The organism is bacterium Scap17, from assembly GCA_013376735.1.
Lineage (GTDB): Bacteria > Pseudomonadota > Gammaproteobacteria > Pseudomonadales > Halomonadaceae > Cobetia.
The window spans coordinates 3,036,037-3,058,381 of the sequence record VINJ01000001.1; the positions used below are offsets into that span (position 1 = coordinate 3,036,037).

Annotated in this window: 19 protein-coding genes; 7 read left to right on the forward strand and 12 right to left on the reverse strand. The window is 64.7% G+C overall.

Features of this window, described 5'->3' with window-relative positions:
* The first annotated feature begins 313 nt into the window (after positions 1 to 313).
* Positions 314 to 562 (forward strand): GlsB/YeaQ/YmgE family stress response membrane protein, encoded by a 249-nt coding sequence (locus FLM52_12860; protein ID NVN56665.1) that lies wholly within the window; start codon positions 314 to 316, stop codon positions 560 to 562.
* Between the two features lie 363 nt (positions 563 to 925).
* A complete protein-coding gene (locus FLM52_12865) occupies positions 926 to 2,824 on the forward strand; it encodes an alpha-amylase (GenBank protein NVN56666.1) in 1,899 nt (632 codons plus the stop codon).
* Positions 2,825 to 2,936: 112 nt separating this feature from the next.
* Here FLM52_12865 and FLM52_12870 read toward each other — a convergent pair whose 3' ends face one another.
* From FLM52_12870 to FLM52_12915, 10 genes are all read right to left on the reverse strand, one after another.
* Positions 2,937 to 4,148: a glycosyl transferase gene (locus FLM52_12870; GenBank protein NVN56667.1), complete on the reverse strand. Its 1,212-nt coding sequence runs from the start codon at positions 4,146 to 4,148 to the stop codon at positions 2,937 to 2,939.
* A gap of 41 nt (positions 4,149 to 4,189) precedes the next feature.
* Complete coding sequence (locus FLM52_12875) at positions 4,190 to 5,086, reverse strand: HAD-IIB family hydrolase (GenBank protein NVN56668.1); 897 nt, start codon at positions 5,084 to 5,086, stop codon at positions 4,190 to 4,192.
* 304 nt (positions 5,087 to 5,390) lie between these two features.
* Complete coding sequence (locus FLM52_12880) at positions 5,391 to 6,692, reverse strand: TRAP transporter large permease subunit (protein ID NVN56669.1); 1,302 nt, start codon at positions 6,690 to 6,692, stop codon at positions 5,391 to 5,393.
* The gene (locus FLM52_12885) at positions 6,692 to 7,336 is read right to left on the reverse strand and encodes a TRAP transporter small permease (protein NVN56670.1); all 645 of its coding nucleotides are present in this window, start codon (positions 7,334 to 7,336) and stop codon (positions 6,692 to 6,694) included. Before FLM52_12885 ends, FLM52_12880 begins: the two co-directional genes overlap by 1 nt.
* 166 nt (positions 7,337 to 7,502) lie before the next feature.
* Positions 7,503 to 8,585, reverse strand: coding sequence for a TRAP transporter substrate-binding protein (locus tag FLM52_12890; protein NVN56671.1), 1,083 nt, complete (start codon positions 8,583 to 8,585; stop codon positions 7,503 to 7,505).
* Positions 8,586 to 8,687: 102 nt separating this feature from the next.
* The gene (locus FLM52_12895) at positions 8,688 to 9,572 is read right to left on the reverse strand and encodes a FadR family transcriptional regulator (protein NVN56672.1); all 885 of its coding nucleotides are present in this window, start codon (positions 9,570 to 9,572) and stop codon (positions 8,688 to 8,690) included.
* Positions 9,573 to 9,794: 222 nt separating this feature from the next.
* Positions 9,795 to 10,076 carry a hypothetical protein gene (locus FLM52_12900; GenBank protein NVN56673.1) on the reverse strand — a complete coding sequence of 94 codons (282 nt, stop codon included), beginning with the start codon at positions 10,074 to 10,076 and terminating at the stop codon, positions 9,795 to 9,797.
* A 277-nt stretch (positions 10,077 to 10,353) separates the two neighbouring features.
* The gene (locus FLM52_12905) at positions 10,354 to 11,616 is read right to left on the reverse strand and encodes a serine hydroxymethyltransferase (protein ID NVN56674.1); all 1,263 of its coding nucleotides are present in this window, start codon (positions 11,614 to 11,616) and stop codon (positions 10,354 to 10,356) included.
* A 232-nt stretch (positions 11,617 to 11,848) separates the two neighbouring features.
* Entirely contained in the window at positions 11,849 to 14,590 is a 2,742-nt protein-coding gene (locus FLM52_12910) for an FtsX-like permease family protein (protein NVN56675.1), read from the reverse strand.
* Entirely contained in the window at positions 14,583 to 15,386 is an 804-nt protein-coding gene (locus FLM52_12915; GenBank protein NVN56676.1) for an ABC transporter ATP-binding protein, read from the reverse strand. Before FLM52_12915 ends, FLM52_12910 begins: the two co-directional genes overlap by 8 nt.
* Before the next feature lie 233 nt (positions 15,387 to 15,619).
* On the opposite strand from FLM52_12915, the gene FLM52_12920 reads away from it, so the two are divergent.
* Together FLM52_12920 and ppk2 are read left to right on the forward strand one after the other, a co-directional pair.
* Positions 15,620 to 16,219 carry an arylesterase gene (locus FLM52_12920; GenBank protein NVN56677.1) on the forward strand — a complete coding sequence of 200 codons (600 nt, stop codon included), beginning with the start codon at positions 15,620 to 15,622 and terminating at the stop codon, positions 16,217 to 16,219.
* A gap of 183 nt (positions 16,220 to 16,402) precedes the next feature.
* Positions 16,403 to 17,338, forward strand: a complete 936-nt coding sequence (gene ppk2, locus FLM52_12925; GenBank protein NVN56678.1) for a polyphosphate kinase 2 — start codon at positions 16,403 to 16,405, stop codon at positions 17,336 to 17,338.
* Between the two features lie 39 nt (positions 17,339 to 17,377).
* On the opposite strand, the gene FLM52_12930 is transcribed toward ppk2, so the two are convergent.
* Positions 17,378 to 18,298: a DMT family transporter gene (locus FLM52_12930; protein ID NVN56679.1), complete on the reverse strand. Its 921-nt coding sequence runs from the start codon at positions 18,296 to 18,298 to the stop codon at positions 17,378 to 17,380.
* 144 nt (positions 18,299 to 18,442) lie between these two features.
* Here FLM52_12930 and FLM52_12935 point away from each other — a divergent pair, with 144 nt between their 5' ends.
* Positions 18,443 to 19,468 carry a zinc transporter ZntB gene (locus FLM52_12935; GenBank protein ID NVN56680.1) on the forward strand — a complete coding sequence of 342 codons (1,026 nt, stop codon included), beginning with the start codon at positions 18,443 to 18,445 and terminating at the stop codon, positions 19,466 to 19,468.
* 39 nt (positions 19,469 to 19,507) lie between these two features.
* On the opposite strand, the gene FLM52_12940 is transcribed toward FLM52_12935, so the two are convergent.
* The gene (locus FLM52_12940) at positions 19,508 to 19,831 is read right to left on the reverse strand and encodes a SelT/SelW/SelH family protein (protein ID NVN56681.1); all 324 of its coding nucleotides are present in this window, start codon (positions 19,829 to 19,831) and stop codon (positions 19,508 to 19,510) included.
* A gap of 222 nt (positions 19,832 to 20,053) precedes the next feature.
* Between FLM52_12940 and FLM52_12945 the strand changes: the two genes are divergently transcribed.
* Together FLM52_12945 and FLM52_12950 are read left to right on the forward strand one after the other, a co-directional pair.
* Positions 20,054 to 21,493, forward strand: coding sequence for an MFS transporter (locus FLM52_12945; protein ID NVN56682.1), 1,440 nt, complete (start codon positions 20,054 to 20,056; stop codon positions 21,491 to 21,493).
* 279 nt (positions 21,494 to 21,772) lie between these two features.
* Complete coding sequence (locus tag FLM52_12950; protein NVN56683.1) at positions 21,773 to 22,213, forward strand: PAS sensor domain-containing protein; 441 nt, start codon at positions 21,773 to 21,775, stop codon at positions 22,211 to 22,213.
* Positions 22,214 to 22,345: the final 132 nt, after the last annotated feature.

The following is a 22,345-nucleotide window of genomic DNA, read 5'->3' on the forward strand; positions in this document are numbered from 1 at the left end:
AATGGCGGGTATTGTAACCGTTAAGGCCCCGCCACGGGAGCCTATGTCAGCCCCGACCTATCTGAACTGGCCTTGGGGAGAGACCAAAGGGCGACAGGAGTTTCCTGCATTGTCGCCCCGGGAGAGCGGACACCACGGCGAAAGCGTCAATCAACCTGCTCGGCAGGCTTGAAATCCCCGCGGGATAACCGAAAGATGACATCAGGGTGCAGCGCCTCACGAGGACGCCTGCCCGAGCTGTGGAATCCTTTCACGACTGGCGGCAGATGATCTCTGCCGCGAGACTGATCACGATGACGCAAGGAGCTGCAACATGGGAATCATTGCATGGATCATATTCGGTCTCATTGCCGGCATCATCGCCAAGGTGATCGTGCCCGGCAAGGACCCGGGTGGCATCATCGTCACCAGCATCATCGGCATCCTGGGGGCCGTGGTCGGTGGCTGGGTCGGCACCCTGATGGGCTTCGGGGAAGTGACGGGATTCAATCTGGCCAGCTTTGTCATCGCCGTGCTCGGCGCCGTCATCCTGCTGATCCTGTATCGCGTGCTGCGCAAGTAAAGCGTGTCTTGAAGCGCATTGGCGTCAGCCGGCCTCAGGCCACATGACGCCCGACAGGACGGCCAGCCGGCTCATGCAGGCTGGCCGTCCTGCCTTGCAGGCTTGACGAATCTGGCCCGAGGCGTGCATGACTCAAGGGTAAAGACACCAGGCCGTCACCCACGAGCGCCGCTGAGCCGATGCGCTATTCAGGCATTTCACCAAGCGACGGCCAGCCGACTTCATCTGATATGTGATTTCCAGTCTTGCCACCGGCCCCGCAGGATTGCGCCGGCGGGCTTAACGAAGATCACCCGCGACACGCTCTGCCCATTGAGACTCACGCGCAGAGCCAGACCGCTTCTGCTGCCACGAGGATTGCCCATGTCCGATACGTCATCTTCCGATCACTCGACTTCCACTGCCTCCGATCCTGCGCCGAGCGAGGGCAACGCCAGGCCACGCACCAGAGTCTCTCTCGCCAAACGCCTCTCGCAGGCTGATTTCCAGGCCCACGCCACACGTCTGCTCGCCGAGATCTACCCGCAGCGTCATGAAGAAGTCCTCAGACGCCTGGAGACGGTGTTGGATTTCCATCGCACGCGCCTCAATCCCCGCGTACCGGAAGGCGAGCCACTCTGGAGCGAGCGCGACCAGTGGCTGATCACCTACGGCGACAGCCTGCAGCAGGAAGGCGAGGCACCACTGGCGACTCTGCACGACTTCCTCGCCAGCCGACTGGACGACAGCCTGTCCGGTGTCCACGTGCTGCCCTTCTTTCCGTGGAGCAGCGATGACGGCTTCAGCGTCATCCACTATCGCGAGGTCAATCCGGCCCTCGGCGATTGGCAGGACATCCGGCGCCTGAGCAAGCACCGCGACCTGATGGCAGACCTGGTCATCAATCACTGCTCGCGCGAGTCACTGTGGTTCGCCGACTATCTGGCCGGTGTGCAGCCCGGTCGCGACTACTTCATCGAGATGGACCCCGACACCGATGTCTCCGAGGTGGTGCGCCCGCGCCCGTCTGCCCTGCTCACGCCGGTGCATACCCGTCGTGGCCTGCGCCATCTTTGGGCAACCTTCTCGGATGACCAGATCGACCTGAACTTCGCCAATCCCGATGTGCTGCTCGAATTCATCGGCATCCTGCTTTATTACCTCGAGCAGGGCGCGGGCATCATCCGCCTCGATGCAGTGGCCTTCCTGTGGAAACGTCAGGGCACCACCTGCATCCACCTGCCGGAGACACATGCCGTGGTGCGCCTGCTGCGCGCCATCGTCGACCATCTGGCGCCGGGCAGCCTGTTGATCACCGAGACCAACGTGCCCCATGCCGAGAACATGTCCTACTTCGGGCTCGACCGTCTGTCACAGCACGACCTCGCCACCATCGAGGGCAGCGCCCAGGCCGATGAAGCACACCTGATCTATCAGTTCACGCTGCCGCCGCTGACGCTGCACACCCTGACCTCCGGCGATGCCAGCGCCCTGACCCAGTGGGCCGCCAGCCTGCCGTCGTTGCCCTCCGGCTGCAGCTACTTCAACTTCACCGCCAGCCACGACGGCATCGGCGTTCGCGCCCTTGAGGGCCTGCTGCCCGACCACGAGCGCGACACCCTGGTGCGACTGGTGCATGACTTCGGCGGCTACGTCAGCATGCGCGCCAACCCGGGCCGCGCCGACACCCCCTATGAACTCAACATCAGCTACTTCGATGCGCTCAAGGGCACGCGGCGCGGCCAGGACCCGTGGCAGATAGAGCGTTTCATCGCCAGTCAGACCCTGATGCTGAGCCTGCAGGGCATCCCGGGGCTATACATCCACTCGCTGACCGCGACCCCCAATCACCAGGAAGGCGTCGAACGCGATGGCCATCTGCGCGCCATCAACCGCCGCAAATGGCAGCGTGATGAACTGGAAGCGCTGCTGGCAAGCCCCAACACCGCAACCCATGAGGTCTTCCACGCCCTCAAGCGCCGGATGGCACTGCGCCGCAACGAACCCTGCTTCCACCCGGATGCCGACCAGAATGTCTTCGATGTCGGCCCGGACTTCTTCGTCTTCGAGCGCGTCACCCATGAAGGGCGTCGCCTGCTGTTCGCCCTCAATGTCACCGATCAGCCGCGCGTGCTGCCGCTGCCGGCAAGCTGGCAAGGCGTCGCGCTGACCGACCATCTGTGCCACGACAAGGCCTACGACCCCACCATGGCTCGCCGTCCCTATCAAGCGGCCTGGCTGATGGAGCAAACCGTGCGCCCGCCGGCCATCGAGGTCGCCTGACGCCCTCTTTTTCTCCTCCTGCCAACGACAACGGGGGCTGCCAGTGGCAGCCCCCGTTGTCGTGGGTCTTGCTGTTTCCCCCCGCGAGCCTTGCTGTTACCCGCCGCGAGCGTTACTGGTTGTCCAGCTCCACCGCTTCATGCATGCGCTCGAGCAGGTCCGGCACGGCTGACTGCACCCGGTTCCAGCTCGGGATGAAGGGCTTGTCGCGCGGATTGTCGAGGAAGGCGCTGCCGGCATCCATGATGTTGGCGGCAAACAGCTCCACCGCCGCTTCCTCACTGTGGCGGTCGACCGTCAGACCATTCATGACGGCATCGTTGTAGTAGGTCTCGATCAGATCCAGCGCGATGCGGTAGTAGGTGGCCTTGATGGTGCGGAAGGTCTCGCCGTGGATCTCGACGCCCAGCGTGGCCAGCTTGCGATACATGGCCTTGGCGATATCCAGGCTCATGCGGTTGAGCCCGCCCAGTGCGTCCTCCTCGGACAGCGGCTGGTGCTTGTGATCATAGGCATCGGCGATATCCACCTGACACAGACGCTTGGTGGAATAGTTGCGATGCACTTCCGAGAGCACACCGATCTCCAGCCCCCAGTCACTGGGAATGCGGATATCCGCCAGCACGTCGGTACGCATCGAGAACTCGCCGGACAGCGGGTAGCGATAGCTGTCGAGGTAATCCAAGTACGGCAGCGGGCCATAGACCTTCTTGAGCGCACGGATCAGCGGCGTGACCATCAGACGCGCCACGCGACCGTTGAGCTTGCCCTGGGCAATTCGCGAGTAGTAGCCCTTGCAGAACTCGTAGTTGAACTGCGGATGCGCCACCGGATAGATCAGCCGCGCCAGCAGGCCACGGTCATAGGTGACGATGTCACAGTCATGCAGTGCCACCGCTTCGGCGATGCCCGAGGACTGTACGTAACCGGAGCAGTACCAGACATTGCGCCCCTTGCCGGCCTCCATCGGCGCCAGACCATGCTCGGTCAGCTCCTCGTCCAGCGCACGCAGGCGCGGACCATCATTCCACAGGATGCGGTGATGCTGCGGCAGGTGCGAGAAGAACTCCTTGGCATGCTCGAACTGGTCACGGTCGGCGCGGTCCAGCCCGATCACGATCTCGCTGAGGTAGGGCACCTTGGCCAGCTCCTCGACGATATGCTTGAGCGCGGGGCCTTCCAGCTCGGAATACAGCGACGGCAGAATCAGGCTCATCGGCCGCTTGCGGGAGAAGCGCATCAGGTCCGCTTCGAGATCTTCCACCGGACGATCGGTCAGGTTATGGAAGTTGGTGATGATGCCATTCTGGTAAAAATCGCTCATGTCAGCTCCTTGTCATGCCGAAGACACGCATCAGGCAGGCATCAGATGCCCAGACCTCTGGATGTCCATTCTTCCGGCTGGCCATTGGCCAGCCAGTGACGCAATCCCTCGACCCATCCCTGCGGTCCGGGGGAATTGGCGCAAAAACAGCGGCGCTCATCCGCCAGTGTCGGGTAGTCGCCAAGCTCACGATCGCGCTGTGAGGTATCGCCGACGCCGGGAATCAGCACAGCATTGTCGACAGCGGCCAGCAGCGGCAGGTCATTGGCGCCATCGCCGAAGCCCAGTGTCCAGGGGCGCATCCGCTCACATAGACGGTAGCGGGCGATCAGATAGCGTGCCGCTACGCCCTTGTCGCTGTCCCCGGTCACATGGTGGAAGCGCCCACCACGTGTCAGCTTGAGGCCATGACTGGCCAAACGCGCGCGAAAGCCCTCGAGACGCTCCGGCGCGTCGCGCCACACCAGCGGTTCACTGGCATCACGCTGTCCCGCCAAGGCCGCATCCGCCTCCCCCAATCCCGTCAGCTCGCTGATTCTCGCCACCGACATCGAAGCGAAACCCTCGAAGGCGAATTCCGCGCTCAGCTCCTCCAGTACCGCGAGAATCCTGTCGCGGGGCATCGCCACCGCGATACGACACAGGCCGTGTGCATCCGGGGCGCTGGCCGCTTCCAGCGGGTAGGCGCTCAGCCAATCGGCAGGCAGTGCCACCACGCCGCCGTTCTCGGCGATCCATGGCTGGCCCGCCAGGCCCAGCGAGTCCATCAGCGGCGCCAGTTCGGCCGCCGTCTTGGAGGTATTGGGGACGACCCAGGCACCGCGCGCGCGCAGGCGGGTCAGCCAGCTGCGCGCCGGGCCCGGCGAGTAATCATGGTGATCCAGCAGCGAGCCATCCAGATCGGTCAGCAACAACAGCGGTGCTTGAGTCTCTGACATGTGAACTCTCCTCGTGAAGTGCTGCAGCGTGTCGGGGGTCACCTCGGCAGGATCTCGTGGCACCGGACAGGCATTGCAAGAGCATTGCAGGGAATGTGCCAAGATGGTGCAGCCTCCATGTCAGCCTGCCCTCTCTCGCCATGACGATGTTTATGCACCCGCTCATTTGCACCATCAAAGAGCACAAAGCCTGCCTTGCATGATGTCACGCCTCATGGCGGCGCAAATTCAACGTCACCAACGACGACGCCCTCGCATCTGCGAGGGCGTCGAGTTCTGGGCAAGTGGGCAACGTCTGTTGAGACTAGACCAGCCACAGCGACAGTTGCGGCCACAGCAGCAACATCGCCAGCACGCACAGCTGGATGGCGATGAACGGCAGCAGCGAGACGAAGATATCCTTGAGGCTGATGCCTTCCGGTGCCACGCCTTTCAGATAGAAAGCAGCAGGCCCGAAGGGTGGCGACAGGAAGGACACCTGCATGTTGACCGCGAACAGCACGCCGAACCATACCGGGTCGTAGCCGAGCTGAACGATGATCGGCACGAAGATCGGCAGGGTCAGCATCGCGATGCCGATCCAGTCGAGGAACAGCCCCAACAGCAGCAGGATCGCCATCATCACCATGATGATCGCCAGCGGCGGGATATCCAGGCCGAGAATCATGCTCGACACGAAGCGGTTGCCGCCCATCAGGTTGTAGACCCCGACCAGCGCCGCCGCGCCGATGCCGATCCAGATGATCATGCCGCAGGTGTTCATGGTCTGGGACAGCGCACGCTGCATCAGGGTGATGGAGAACTCACCACGCAGCATCACCGCCACCAGCACACCGAAGCTGCCCATCGCCGCGGCTTCGGTCACCGAGGCCACGCCACCGTAGATGGAGCCCAGCACCAGCCCCGCGATGACCGCCGGCACGCCGATGGCCTTGAGCAGCTCACGCTTGCTCTGGAAGCTGGCGCGGCGCTCTTCCTCCGGCATCACCGGCCCCAGTGAAGGGTTGCGCAGACAGCGGATCAGCACGTAGATGATGTAGCTTGCCATCAGCACGATGGCCGGGGTGATCGCCGCGGTGAACAGGTCCGCGATCGACTGGTTGGCGATCAGGCCATAGATGATCAGCACGATGGAGGGCGGCATCATGGTGCCCAGCGAGCCGCCGGCACACACCACGCCGATGGCGATGTGCTTGTCATAGCCGAGCCTGAGCATCTGCGGCAGCGCCAGAATCCCCAGCAGCACGATCTCGCCGCCGATGATGCCGGACATCGCGGCGAGGAAGAACGCCACCACGATGGTCTGGATTGCCACGCCGCCGGGCAGGCGCCCTGCCATCACGCGCATGGCATTGAACAGGTCCCTGGCGATCCCCGAGCGATCCAGCAGCGAGGCCATCAGCACGAACATCGGCACCGCCACCAGCGAATACTCGGTGACGAAGCCATAGACACGACTGGTGACCAGCGGCAGCGCCATCGGACCAAACCAGCCAAAGGTGTAGGCCAGCGCGACCAGGCCGGTGACGAAGGCCAGCGGCAGGCCGGTGACCAGCAGCGCGAAGATGCCGCCGACCAGCAGCATCGTAGCCGTTGCGATATCCATCAGCGCGGCTCCTTGTGGTCAGCTGCGGCGCCGGGAGTGGCGCCGGAGGCATCATGAGACTCACTGCCGCCCTCGGGCGGACGGGGCGAGAAGAAGGTCTGATAGAGATGCCACAGCGCCTGCAGGGTCATCACCGCCAGCGCGAACAGGATCACGCCCTTGGTCAGCGCCGGAAACGGCGGATTCCACGAGGTGCCGGAACGCTCCAGCTGCCACTCGCCCAGCGGACTGTGCGAGGCACGCCAGAACATCACCCAGCCCGCATAGCTCATCGCCAGACAGAAGACGAACGTCATCACGTCATTGAAGCAGTCCAGCACGTAGCGAAAGCGCGTGCCGACCAGGTCGTAGAGCACGCGCACGCGAATATGGCGATTGTTGGCCAGTGCCGCCGGGCCGCCCAGCGCGAAGCTGGTCGCGACCAGGAAGATCACCGTCTCGTGTACCCATGAGGTCGGTGAATCGAGGCCGTAACGCATCACCACCTCGAACACGCTGATCGCCATCGCCAGCAATACCAGCCACGCCGCGGCGCGCGTGCCCTTGCCCACCAGGCGGTCCAGCGGCGTGCGCGTGCCCAGGTTCGGGTCGTGGTCATCCGACGCCTCGGGTAGCCCCGGCGACGCCACATCATGTTCTGCCATATCGAATTCCTTGCTGACTCGCTGCCCCAAGGAGAATCGGCGCGCCCAGTGAGCACGCCGACCTTGATCTCCCGCGTCTTCATCGTTCTACGATCGTGTCGCCAAAAGCGTGGCTAGCTGCCTCTTGCCACGCAGCAGCTGGCGCCCATCCCGCGCGCCAGCGGGCTCACATCAGGTTGCGGTCGGTCAGGAAGCTGACCACGGACTCGTAGACCTTGCCGGTCAGCTCATTCTTCTCGGCCCACACCTTCCACTCCTGCTGCGCGATGCGACGGAACTTGGCGCGCTCCTCCGGCGCCATGTCGATCACCTCGATATCCGGATTGGCACGCGCCGCGCTCACCGCCTTGATGTCACGCGCCTTGAGGGTGAAGACCATGTCGTAGGCCATCGCGTCGGTAGCGGTCTCCATGATCGCCTTGAGATCCGCCGGCAGGCCGTCCCAGATGCCCTTGTTCATCGACACCGCCACCATCGGCAAGGAGTGGAAGCCGGGGTAGGACGGGTACTTGGCGAAGCTGTGCAGGCCCTGGTCATCATTGGTGGCGAAGACGGTGTAATCCGCCGCGTCGATCACGCCCTTCTCCAGGCCGGTGTAGACCTCGGAGCCCGGCAGGTTGACGGGTGCCGCGCCGGCCTTCTGGAAGATGTTGTAGACCATGCCTTCCGGCGCACGCACCTTGAGGCCCTTGAGGTCATCGACGGTGCGCACCGGCTTCTTGGAGACGAAGGACTCAAGCCCGGTAGCGCCCGCGCCGATCAGATGCACGCCGTAGGGCTCGACCAGCTCGTTGTAGAGCTCCTCACCGCCGCCGTGCTGCATGTACTCGAGATATTCCAGCGGGTCACCCCAGGCACCCACCAGGTTGCCCAGCATGCCGAAGGCCGGATTCTGGCCCGAGAAGTAGGACGGATCGGTCAGGTGGCCCTGCAGGATGCCGGCGCTGACGGCGTCAAGCGTCTGGTTGGCCTGCACCACGGCATTGACCGGCAGGATCTCGATGGCGATGCGGCCATCCGACATGGCCTTGATGCTGTCGGCCCAGGCCTTCTTGACCTCGAACTGCGGCTCCCCGGCCGTCTCGGAGGTCTGGAAGGTCCATTCGTACTCGGCGGCCCAGCTCGGTGTGGCGATCAGCGTGGCGGCCACGGCAGTGGACAGCGCCAGCGCCTTGAGCGTGACACGGGCGGGAGCGGCAGTGGTGCGCGGCGAGGTAGTAGTGAGCGACGAGATAGTGGAACGCGGCATGGTGAAACTCCTGGCTTGTTGTTATGACGTGTTATGACGTTCTGTGGTCAATCGAAGACGTGCAGGCACTTTCTGGCGTGGCGAAACGCCGCGAGGTGCCGTTCACTCGCTTGACAGCGGTGCAGACAGGCTGGGCAGCTGGCCGAAGCGACGCAGCAGCTCCAGCGGTTCCTGGGCGCGCCCGGCAGGATGGCTGCCTTCAGGGCCTGCAGGCATGGCCAGCCCGAGGTCCTGGCCGGTGCGGTCCAGCACATGCAGGCTCGCGGCGTGGGCGGCATCGGGCTGGCGCAGACGAATCGCTTCCATCACCGCGCGATGGCGGCCGAGGCTGTCACCCAGCTCCGAGGCATTGTGATTGGAGGTCGCCACCAGCAGGCTGATCGACGGCTTGAGCACATGGCCAAGCTGCGCCCAGATGACGTTGTGGGTCGCGGCGAAGATGGCGTCATGGAAGGCGATATCGGCGCGGTCGAACTCCTCCATGGCGCTGCCGCCATGCACCGCCGCGGCCATGCCGTCATAGGCCTGCTCGATGGCGGACAGGTCCTGGGCGGTGGCCTCGGTGGCCGCCAGGGCGGCGACGAAGGGTTCGATGGAGATGCGGAAGGCGTAGATGTCCCGCGCCAGCTGCGGATGTGGCATCGCGTAGCGTGTCATCCAGCCGGTCACGCGCGGATCGAGCAGATGCCACTCGCTGAGCGGATTGACGCGGGTGCCCTGGCCGGTGGTGCGGGTGAGAATCCCGGCATTGACCAGGCTCTGAATCGCGGTGCGCACGGTAGCGCGGCTCTGGGCGTGCTGATCGCACAGGTCCAGCTCACGAGGAATCAGGCTGCCCGGCGGGTAGCGATTCTCGAAGATGGCCTGCGCCAGCCATTCGGCGACATCGACACGCGCGGTCGAGGTGTCGCCGGGTGAGGCAGACGTTCCAGAAGAGGCATTGGCGCGCGGGCTGCCGCCAGCGGCACTCGTGGGAGGCGTGGTCATGATCGAACGTTCCTTGATGGCGTGGCGCGTCATTTGTAGCTCGCGCACATCCTTCACGGGATGCATCGCGGCGCGCTCTTGTCCGTCAAGGAATAGCTCATGTCAGACATGCCAACAAGACACCCTAGACCAAGGGCGAGACCCGACTTTGGTCACACCTTTACGCAACTCCCTGTTGCAAAAGGGCTATTCAGGTACTGGCAATTTCCCCCTGTGCTGGCGTCAGGCCGTGAATCGCACGCGACCGATCGACACTGTACGCTCGGCACCGCTGTCCGCGACCACCGTTCTCAGCGCTTCCTCACCTGCCGCGCCGAAACTTGCCGACAGCTCGATCTGGCTGACGCCCTGGGCGACCAGCTCACTGACCAACCGCTCGGCGGCTCTCAGCGTCCCCAGCGTGGCGACGGAAATGCGGACCTCGCCGCTGCCCTGACTGCTCAGTGAGGTATTGCCGCTATTCTCGACCAGGATCAGAAAGGCATGGTGCTGCATGACGGCCATGGAAGCCTCCTTGCACGAAGATGAGCAGAGTGTGTCCGGCATCGAGAATAGCGTAGCGCGTCCACTCCCGGGCACAGGCTGATCTTTCTGAGCGCCGGTTGACCACTCTCCCACCCCGCTGCGCACCACGCCACTCGGCCTCGGCTGGCCGTGGTGCGGGCACAAAAAAACGCCTGCCGCTTGCGCGACAGGCGTTTCTCGTCTGGTGCATGACAGCGCTACACCACTGTCAGCACTGCTGCGATGAGGGCCAGCCGAGCTGGCACCTCGTCACGCCTCAGGCGTAGACCGGCAGACGTGCACAGACGGCGGAGACCTTGGCCTGCACCTCGGCTTCGGCAGCGGCGGAATCGCCAGCGACCATCGCATCGAGGATGTCGCAGATCCAGCCGGCCAGTTCCAGACACTCCTGCTCCTGGAAGCCACGCGTGGTGACGGCCGGGGTACCGATACGCAGACCGGAAGTGACGAACGGCGACTGCGGGTCACCCGGTACGGCGTTCTTGTTGACGGTGATGTGGGCACGGCCCAGCGCCGCGTCAGCGTCCTTGCCGGTCAGGCCCTGCTTGACCAGAGACAGCAGGAACAGGTGGTCTTCGGTGCCGCCGGAGACGACTTCGAAACCGCGCTCCAGGAACACGGACGCCATCGCCTTGGCGTTCTTGACCACTTGCTTCTGGTAAGCGGTGAAGGCCGGGTCCATCGCTTCCTTGAAGCAGACTGCCTTGGCCGCGATGACGTGCATCAGCGGGCCGCCCTGGCCACCCGGGAAGACAGCGGAGTTCAGCTTCTTCTCGATGTCGGCATTGCCTTCGGCAGACAGGATCAGGCCGCCACGCGGACCGCGCAGGGTCTTGTGCGTGGTGGTGGTGACGACGTGGGCGTGGGGCAGCGGGCTCGGGTAGACGCCAGCGGCGACCAGACCGGCCACGTGGGCCATGTCGACCAGCAGGTAGGCACCCACTTCGTCAGCGATCTTGCGGAACTCGGCCCAGTCGATGATCTGGGAGTAGGCGGAGAAGCCGGCGATGATCATCTTCGGCTTGTGCTCACGGGCCAGACGCGCGACTTCGGCGTAGTCGATCAGGCCGTTCTCGCCCAGACCGTACTGTACAGCGTTGTAGTGCTTGCCGGAGAAGTTCGGACGTGCACCGTGAGTCAGGTGCCCCCCCGCGTCCAGGCTCATGCCCAGAATGGTGTCGCCCGGCGAGACCAGCGCCTGGAAGACGGCACTGTTGGCCTGGGAACCGGCGTGCGGCTGAACGTTGGCGTAGGTAGCACCGAACAGTTCGCAGGCACGATCGATGGCCAGCTGCTCGACCTTGTCGACGAACTCGCAACCACCGTAGTAACGCTTGCCCGGGTAGCCTTCCGCGTACTTGTTGGTCAGCTGGGAGCCTTGCGCCTGGATGACGCGGGGGCTGGCGTAGTTCTCGGAGGCGATCAGCTCGATGTGAGCTTCCTGGCGAACGACTTCGTCGTCCATGGCGCTCAGGAGCGCATCATCGAAACCGGCAATCTGCATGTCACGGGTGAACATCGGGTGTCCTCGCCTGAAGGGTGATGACGACAGCGAATTCCGGCACGGCCGGCTCGCCATCTGGGGGTAAGATCAGGACCAGCATGATACCTCAGCCAGCGGTCCGATTCACATGAATCAGCATCATTGTTAACGCAAGACGGCCCCATGACCGAGACAACGATCATGAGGCCGCAGGTTGACGTCGTCAGGCGTCATCATCCGGCGCAGCGATGACGAGGCCTGATGGCCCTTACTGCAGGGCGCGCAGCCCCGCCATCGGCGGCTGACGCCTAACGTCTCTCGACAGCCAGAAGCCCAGCCCGCCGATCAGCACGCCACCCGCCAGCGGCAGCAGCCCCCACAGCCACGGATGCAGCACCACCGGCAGCCCCAGCCAGCCGGAATAGAGTCCGACCGCCGCGCCTTCGGCGAGCATCGCCGCCAGCAGCCCACTGAGCAGACCGAGCAACACGAACTCAGCGGCCTGCAGGCGGGCCAGCAGCCCCTGACCGGCGCCGAACACCTTGTACAGCGCGCCTTCGTGCTCACGTGCCGGACGACTGGCCACCAGCGCCGCGTAGAGCACGCTGGCCCCCGCCAGCAGCACCAGCCCCAGAATCAGCTCCACCGCGCGCGATACCTGGGCGATCAGCTCCTGCACGCGGGTCAGGATGGCGTCGATATTGATCAACGACACGCTGGGATAGTCACGCACCAGTGGCGCCAGCTTGCGCTCGTCCTCGAGATGAAACGCCGTCATGTAGCTGTGAGCGAAGCTCTCGAGCGCACCGGGCGGGAAGATGACGTAGAAGTTGGGCAGGAAGCTGTCCCAGTCGACATGGCGCAGATTGACCACCTGCGCCTTGACGGTCTCGCTGCCGATGGTGAACGACAGGCTGTCACCGATGACCAGCCCCATGCGCTCGGCAAGCTCTTCCTCCATCGACACCGGCACGCCCTGCGCGGCGGCGAGGCGGCGGCGCGTCTCGCTGTCTGCCTCGGCGAAATCACTGATCGGCACCCACTCGCCCGCCAACAGGCGGTTGTGGTCCGGCAGATCACGATGCCAGGTCAGGTTCAGCTCACGCTGCGGGACGCCCTGCTGCTCGCCGTCCCCCTCGTCGCTGCGTCCTTCCTGCATGCCGCCTGCCGCCGGCTGATCCGACTGGGCCGACGTATTGCTGCCAGCAGCCTGGAGTCCCTGCTGGGTGCGTCCCAGCAGGGACTCGCCCTTGAGCGCCGTGATGCGTCCACGCACCATCGGGTAGAGCTCGCTCTGGCTGTCGCCGGCCTGCTCATCCACCATCGCGGTCAGCTGCTCGCCGAAGGCCTGCTGCTCTCCGGGCTGGATATTGATCGCGAAGTGATTGGGCGCATCGGTCGGAATCTGCGCCTGCCAGCGGGTGATCAGATCACCGCGTACCAGCGCGATCAACGCCATCGCCGCGAAGGTCACGGCAAAGGCCACCAGCTGACCGAGGCTGGCACCGCGCCGCCTGGCCAGCATGCCGCCGGCGAGGCGAATCGGCCGGCTCCAGCCGCCCTGACCGCGCATGCGTGCCACCACCTTGAGCATCAGCGACAGCAGCAGCTGCCCCACCACCATCAAGAGCCCCAGCGCGATGATGCCACCAACCAGCAGGCCGGCCGCCAGCATGAGGTCACCCGAGTAGAGCCACATCAGGGCGCCAAACACCAGACTGGCGATCGCCACCACCACCCACGCCGAGGCAGGCAGCGGGGCCAGTTCGCGCCGCAGCACCTTGAGTGCGCTGACCTGACGCAGGCGCAGCAGCATCGGGCCGGCAAAGCCGACCAGCACCGCCAGCGCCGTCAGAATTCCCAATGCCAGCGGCAGCGGCCCCGGTGCGGGCAGCTCCAGCGGCAGGAAGCGCTCCAGCAGCGCCACCAGTCCCATCTGGCCCAACAGGCCCAGCACCGCACCCCCGGTACTCGCCAGCAGGGCCAACCAGCCGAGCTGGGCCGCGAACAGCCGTGACAGTTGACGCTGAGAGGCGCCGAAGCAGCGCCACAGCGCGGCGCTATCCAGGTGGCGCTCCACATAACGGCGCGTCGACATCGCCACCGCGACCCCGGCCAGCAGCACCGCCACCAGCCCGGCCAGACTCAGGTACTTGTCGGCACGCTCCAGAGAGCGCCCGAGACGCGGGCGGTCTTTGCGCACGTCCTTGAGACGCACCTCGGCGTTGTCGGCACTCGCCAGCAGCGGCGCGATGGCATCACGTGCCTGCTGCACCGCCGTCGGATCGCCCGCCGCCAACAGGCGATATTCCATCCGCGAGCCGGGCTGGATCAGACCGGTGGCGTCGAGATCTTGCATGTTGAACATCAGGCGCGGGCTGAACTCGGAAAAGCCACCCTGCTGATCAGGCTCACGCGTGATCAGGCCACTGATGGTGAGCTGCTTGCGTCCGACCGTCAGGGTATCGCCGACCTCGGCCGACAGCGCCATGGCCAGGCGCGGCACGATCCACGCCTCGCCCGGCGGCGGGATCTCCGCGCGCGAGCTGGTACCTGGCGCCTGAGCCTCCTCGTCCGTGGCGTCCGACTCCAGCTCCACCCGGCCGGCAAGCGGATAGCCCGGCGACACCGCCTTGAGACTCGACAGCACGAAGCTGTCGCCGTGGGAGGCCATCGAGACCATGCCCAGCTGCGGCGACATCTCAAGCCCCGCCGCGCGGAAGGCCTCGGCGAAGCGCGGATCGAGCGGGTTGCTGGACTCCAGTACCAGGTCCCCGCCGAGCAGCTGACTCGCCTGGCGATTGAGTCCACGGTCGAGACGATCCAGGAAGAAGCCGATCATGGTGGTCGCGGCGACCGCCAGCATCAGTGCCAGAAAGAGGGCACGCACATCACTGGCGCGCAGGTCACGCAGCAGGCCACGCAGCGCCAGCGGCAGGCGCGCCCCACGCGGGCGCTGCGCATTGGCGGAAGATGTCGCCGCGCGGTCAGACACCCGGGACTCAGACATCGTCGCCTCCTTGTGGCGTCGCCACGGCCGGCGCACTCGCCTCATCCTGCCACTCCACCAGCTTGCCGGCCTCGAGGTTCAGGCAGCGATCACAGCGCCTGGCCAGCGTCAGGTCATGGGTGACCAGAATCAGCGTGGTGCCCCGCTCACGGTTGAGGGTGAACAGCAGCTCCGCGATGCGCTCGCCGGTGGCGGTATCCAGATTGCCGGTCGGCTCATCGGCGAACACCAGCCCCGCCCCCGCGACGAAAGCGCGCGCGATGGCCACGCGCTGCTGCTCGCCGCCGGACAGATGACGCGGCAGGTGATCGAGCCGCTCTCCCAGCCCGACCCGCGTCAGCCAGTCACGTGCCTGTGCCTCGATATCGCCCTGCGGAGCCAGCTCCAGCGGCATCAGCACGTTCTCCAGCGCCGTCAGCGTCGGCAGCAGCTGGAAGTTCTGGAACACGAAGCCGACCTGCCCCGCACGCAGCGCCGCACGGCCATCCTCGTCAAGCCCTGCAAGCGAGCTTCCGAACAGACGGATATCGCCCTCGCTCGGGCTGTCCAGACCCGCCAGCAGCCCTAGCAGCGTCGACTTGCCGGAACCGCTGGCCCCGATGATGGCGACGCTTTCCCCGGCCTGCACGGCAAGCTCCAGGTCTTCGAGGATGGTCAGGCGCCCTTCGCCACTGGTCACCCGCTGCGCCAGTCCGCTCACTTCCAGCACCGGTGCAGGCGTTGCGCTGGCCTGCGCGTCTGACGAGGTTTGATCCGACGCAGGGGTCACGTCGTTAATGGAGGCGTTATGTGACATCGTGTCTGCTCGCTTATGGTAGAGAACGGGGTGGGCACGAACTCCAGACCCCGAAACGGGTATGAATAGTGTGCAGATGATGGAGATGATGAATGCAGAAATGGCTAGTGAATCGCCGTGACACCCAGTGCCTGGCGAGCGGTGGCAGAGCCCTCGGCACGCCGGGACTCAAGCGGCTGCGCAATGCCCTCGCCAGTACGGCACTGAGCTTCGTGGCCGTGCTGACACCTCAGATGGCGCTGGCCGACGCGCCGGCCCCGTGGCTGGTGGTCGGTGACTCCATCTCGGCCGGCTACGGCATCGACAGCAGCCAGGGCTGGGTCGCACTGCTCGACGAGCGCCTCGAGGACCGCCTGGGCAACGATGCGCCTGAGGTCATCAATGCCAGCATCAGCGGCGACACGACCGAAGGCGGCCTCAATCGTCTGCCGGCACTGCTCGAACGGCACGACCCTGCACTGGTGATGATCGAACTTGGCGGCAACGACGGCCTGCGTGGCCTGCCACCCGCCCGCATGCAGGCCAATCTGGCCAGCATGATCGAGGCTGTGGAAGACGCCGATGCCCAGCCCGTGCTGCTCGGCATCGAGATTCCACCCAATTACGGCCCGGCCTACACCGATGCCTTCCGTCAGGTCTACCGGGATCTGGCCGACGAATATTCCGTGCCGCTGGTGCCCTTCATCCTCGAAGGCATCGCCACGGCCCCGGCCAGCGAGAAACTGATGCAGCAGGACCGCATCCACCCCACCGCCAAGGCACAACCGCAGCTGCTCGACACCATCTGGCCGACACTCGCGCCACTGGCGCAACACGCGACGTCAGCGGAGTGATCAATATCAGGCACGGCGCATGTCACGCCAGCTTGCATGCGCCTACCTTGCCGCGAGATGACAATCCGCGCCTGCCTGATCAGTGCCTGTCAGGCAGGCCATCTGGGCCATGAGACCTTGCAGCGCTGACGTCATCAGCCCGAGTCGTCGGGGCCAGGCCCCATCCTCACAGGGAATACTGCCATGAGTAAATCCAACAACAGGAAGGCGGATGCCGGCAAGGCGCATTCGAAGGCCAAGGATGCCAAGAGCAAGGATGCCAAGCGCAAGGACGCCAAGGGCAAGGCCGGCAAGAAGCACGCCACTAGCGATGCCCCGCGCATGACGCTGGGGCCGGTCTCCAGTGACGCCTACCCCTACGACGAGCGCCTAAAGCGCAAGGTCTATGAGGCCGAGAAGCGCGCGCTGCAGATCGAGCTGCTCAAGGTGCAGCATTGGCTGCGTGACAGTGGCGGACGTCTGGCCATCGTCTTCGAGGGGCGTGACGCCGCCGGCAAGGGCGGCACCATCAAGCGCTTCATGGAGTATCTGAATCCGCGTTTCGCGCGCATCGTCGCCCTCGACAAGCCCAACGAGACGGAAAAGGGCCAGTGGTATTTCCAGCGCTACGTCTCGCGCTTTCCCACCAGTGGCGAAATCGTGCTGTTCGATCGCAGCTGGTACAACCGCGCGGGTGTCGAGGCGGTGATGGGTTTCGCCACGCCGGAGGAAGTCGAACGCTTCCTGGTTCAGGTGCCCCAGCAGGAGCGTCTGTGGGTCGAGGATGGCCTGCACCTGGTCAAGCTGTACTTCTCGGTGTCCCGCGAGGAGCAATCGATCCGCTTCGCCAAGCGCGCCGCCGACCCGCTGACCCACTGGAAGCTGTCACCGATGGACGCCGTGGCGCAGGAGAAATGGGATGAGTACACCGATGCCGCCGAGGCCATGTTCGCGCGCACGCACAGCGATCATGCGCCCTGGACGCTGATCCGCTCCGACGACAAGCGCAGGGCCCGTATCGGCGCGCTGCGTCATGTGCTCAGTCAGCTCGACTACCCCGGCAAGGACAAGAAGATGATCGGCACCCCGGACCCGCTGATCGTGGTGGATGCCGATCGCCTCATCCTGCCCGACGACTGACGATCGAGTGACGGGCGGTGCACTGACGGCGCAGCTCGCTCAGGTCGACCGTGACAGCTCCGCCGGTGCCTTCTGTAGCTGCTGCAGACCGAGTCCGGCCAGAATCAGCACCAGCCCTGCCAGCGTCGAGGTCAGAATCGGCTCGCCGACGATGAAGTGCAGCAGCGTCAAGGAGATGGGCGGCGACAGGAAGATCAGATTGGAGACCTTGGCGGTGCGCGATACCTTGTGCACCGCCAGCTGCCAGAGCACGAAGGCGATACCCATCTCGCACAGGCCGACATAGATGCCCGCCGTCAGCGCCTGGGGGTTGGCGCCTGCGCCGATGAAGCTGCCGAAGCCCGGCCCGAAGGCCACCAGCAGCGTCAGCACCGGCAAGGCGATGCTGAAGTTCTGCCACTGGGCGACCAGCGGCGCGCGCGAGTCACGCGCATTGAGCAACCAGTAGAGCGCCCATAGCAGGGTCGAGCCCAGCGCCAGCCCGACGCCCAGCGGGTCGGCGAAGGCGACATCGAATATCTCGCCACGCGTGGCGATGGTCCACACACCGGCGTAGGCGATCAGCCCCGCCGCGACGTCGATGCGCGTCAGGCGCTGCGCGAGAATCGGTACGGCAAGAAAGGCCATCGCCAGCGCCCAGGTGTAATTGAGCGCCATCGCCTCCTGGCCCGGCAGTCGCGCGTAGGCGCCGAACAGCACCAGATAGTAGCCGACCGGATTCATCAGCCCGGCCCAGAGTGCCGTGCGCCAACCGCCCCGCCAACCGGTGGTGAGCGCTTCGCGCAGCTTGCCCTGACGCCACATCAGCACGCCGATCAACAGCCACGACACCAGTGCTGCCAGCCATACCAGCTCCAGCGGCGACATCTGCGCAAGTGCCAGCTTGAAGGCGGTCGCCACCGTCGACCACAGGGCCACGGCTCCCAGACCGTAGAGCATGGCTTCCCTATCCTGACTCATGGCATCCTTCCTCGCATTTCGGGTATCGCCTTCCTGGCGATGAGTGGCATGGCGATGGCAGCGATACTGCCCACGGCCTGACATTCGAGCATCGCGTGCCCTGCCCGCTGCTGCAAGCCGCGCCACCAAAAAGGAATTTCGTGAATGAGTGATGCCACCGATACGCAAGCCGCGCCGACACCTGCGCCCCCGGCGGGAGATGACTCGGCCACGGCACTGGTCAGCGCCTATCGCCTGGATGGCAAGGGCGGCGCCAGCCTGCTCGATGATGACAGCCTGCGCGAGCAATGGCAGGACCCCGACGCGCTGATCTGGATGCACCTCGATTACACCCGCGGCGACGTCAATGACTACCTGGACGACCTTGCCCAGCTGGATGAGCCAAGCATCGAGGCCCTGACTGAGCTGGACACCCGCCCGCGCGTGGCGCGCTTCGGCGGCGGCATGGTCACCACGCTGCGCGGTATCAATCTCAATCCCGGCGCCGCGCCGGAAGACCTGCTGTCACTGCGCCTGTGGATGAGCCCGACCCGCCTGATCACCCTGCGCCGTCGGCCGTTCCAGTCGATCACTCAGGTGCGTGAGCAACTGGAAGTCGGCCAGGGCGCGGAAAGCATTTCCTGGCTGCTGGCGATGCTCAGCGATGCGCTGGTCGATCGCGTGGCGGAGCTCAGCCATCGCCTCGATGAGCAGCTCGCCAACCTCGAGGAAGACCAGCTCAATGATGTCGAGATCGACCCCGATGACATTACCCGCCTGCGGCGCCCCCTGATCACTCTGCGACGCTTCATGGGGCCGCAGCGCGACTGTCTGGCACAACTCTCCCAAGGGCCATTGTGGATCGATGAGCAGGCGCGTCTGGACCTGCGCGAGATCGCCAATCAGCTGTCGCGCTACGTGGAGGATTTTCAGGCCATGCAGGAGCGCGCGCTGATCATCCATGAACAGCGCATGAGTGAGCACAACGAGCAGCTCAACCAGCGCATGTATCTATTGTCGGTGATCACCGCCGTTTTCCTGCCGCTGGGCTTTCTCACCGGGCTGCTGGGGGTCAACGTCGGTGGCATACCGGGCAGCGACAGCCAGTGGGGCTTCGCTGCCTTCGTCGGCATCACGCTGGGCGTGGTGGCGATGCAGCTGTGGCTGCTCAAGCGCAAGAAATGGTGGTGAGCGCACCCATGGCGTAGCGGAGCTGCTGGAAAACCCTGCTTACTGGCCCTGCTCACGACTGGCGCGGTCGATGTGGCCCAGATCGCGCTCTGGGTCGAGCACATCTCGCACGCGCTGCTTGAGATCACGACTGTCGGGGAAGCCGCCGTCGCGCTTGCGCTCCCAAAGTACCAGCCACTCCGAATCAGGAGTGGCCTGGCACAGCACCTCGAAATGGCCGCCGTGACTCGGCGCCAAGGCCACCTCACCGAGGTCTTCCCCGAAGGTGGACAGCAGTTCCTGTGCATACCAGGCCGCTCGCAACAGCCAGTTGCAGCCGGTGCAGTAGTGAATCCGGACTTTCAGCGTGGATGCCTGATCCATGGTGGTGCCTGCTCCAATCAATGATGTAATGATCACTTCACTGCACTGTCGCGCAATGGTCAACACCATAAAGCTACACACAAACTTTACATAAACTATACTCGGCGCAGTCATTCCTTCAGTTGAGGTCGCACTGCGATCGATCCTTCTTCAACCGGCAGTACGGACGTGATCTGCATCACGACTTCCCGTACACGACGCCGATAGCGGAGCCCTGGCCACATGTCACCCCTGCCTTCCTCTACCGAGGCCTCCTCACCGACAGACGCTCAAGACCGCGAGACTGAGCGGGAGTCTGCAGACAAAGCCCACGAGAGGCCGTCGGGCAGCGGACAGAGTCGCTTCTTCGAGCGCATGACCGGCGATGAAGATTCGCGCATGTGCAAGGACATCTCCGAGGATGCCTGTCACCAGCAGCCCGGCAACTTCTGGCGTCACCTGCTGGCCTCGCTGGGCACCAAGCTTGCCGACGAGATGGCCAGTGCACGACTGGTATTGCCGTGGCTATTGGGGTTGATCGGGGCGCCGGTGTGGATGGTGGGACTGCTGGTGCCGATTCGCGAGGCCGGCGCCCTGCTGCCTCAACTGCTGGTGGCAGGCTTCATTCGCCCACTGCCGCAACGCAAGTGGGTGTGGGTCGCCGGGGCCTCCACCCAGGCCTTGATGGCGCTGGGGCTGATGATGATCAGCCTGCTGGCCGAGGGCAACTTCACCACGCGTCACGGACTCGATGGCACACTCGCGGGCAGCCTGGTTCTGCTCCTGTTGATCCTGCTGTCGCTCGGGCGCGGAGTGGCTTCCATTGCTACCAAGGATGTGCTGGGCAAGACCATCGCCAAGCAGCGCCGTGGGCGCCTGATGGGCTGGAGTGGCAGTGTGGCGGGGGCGATGACCCTGCTGGCCGGCGTCGCCTTGATGCTGCTGGGCGAGCAGCCCGGGCAGCAGGTGCTGGCGATACTGATGGCTATCGCGGCGCTGGGCTGGACACTCAATGCCCTGTGCGCCGCCATGATCCGTGAGGACAGCGGTGCCACCAGCGGCGGCGCCAATGCCTGGGAGACGGTGCGCGACGGGGTCATCCAGCTCAAGCATGACGTCGCCTTTCGCAACTTCAATCTGGCACGCGCCCTGCTGCTCTCAAGCGCCCTGGCACTGCCCTATATTGCCTTGCTCGGCCAGCAGCAGAGCGGTGAGAGTCTGGGCGGCCTGGGCGCGCTGGTGGTGGTATCAGGACTGGCCGGGATGCTGGCCAGTCCCATCTGGGGCAGGCTGGCCGACACCTCCAGCCGCCGCGTAATGCGCAACGCAGGGGCCGGCGCCGCTGTCTGCTGCGCCCTGGCCGGCAGCATGGCCTGGTGGCCGCAGGCGCTGGCCGACAGCATCTGGAGCTACGCGCTGGTCTACGGGCTGCTGGTGATCGCCCACGCCGGTATCCGCCTGGGACGCAAGACCTACGTGGTCGATCTCGCCACCTCTGACAATCGCGCCCTCTACGTCGCACTCTCCAACACCCTGACCGGCGTGCTGATGCTGGTACTGGGGTTGTTGATCGGCGGGCTCGCCCAGTGGCTGGGCAGTGAATGGTTGCTGATGATTCTGGCGGTCGTCGCGGCCTGTGCCGCGCTTTGCGCGCAGCGCCTGCCGGAAGTGGAGGACGACTGAGCATCCGGGGCGGGCGTGACGGCTCCCCTGCTACCCCTTTTACCTCTTTACCCCTCTCTCCCCCTTATGTATCTGATCGACTCTCACGCTGACAGGGCCTGACAACGATGTCGGGCCCTGCCACATTAGCGGCTGCGATTGCATAAGCCGCGTCTCCCCGCCATAGTGAAACCGATCATGGTGCTGGAATGTCCGGGCACACGGACAGGCACCCTACTACCCGTACTCTCGGGCTCGGTCTTCAGGACCGGGTTCTCAAGCCGCAAGGATCAGAGTCAGATGAAAAGACCTCACATGATCAGCCCCGAGCTGCTCGAGAGAGTCGTGAATGCCTCGGACGATGGCATCGTAGTGGCGGAACAGGAAGGCGATGAGAACATCCTGATCTACGTGAATCAGGGCTTCGAGCGCCTCACCGGTTACAGCGCCGACGAGATTCTCTACCGCGATTGCCGCTTCCTGCAGAATGATGACCGCGATCAGCCGCAGCTGGACAACATCCGTGCCGCGCTGCGCGACAAGCGCCCGTGCCGCGAGATACTGCGCAACTATCGCAAGGATGGCAGCCTGTTCTGGAATGAACTTTCCATGACACCGGTCTTCGATGAGCATGACAACCTGCAGTATTTCGTTGGTGTCCAGAAGGATGTCACCGGCCTGATGACCGCCAAGGAAGAGCTGGAACGCCTGCGCGCGGAGCACCCCAGCGAGTCCAACTGATCGCCACACGCTAAAGATCAGGCGCCGCATTGCGCCAGCAACGACAACGCCCACCCCACCGGTGGGCGTTGTCGTTATGGGCCTCTCGCCTTTGGCAATTGGCGAAAGCCCTGACAGGCCGAGCGAAAGGCT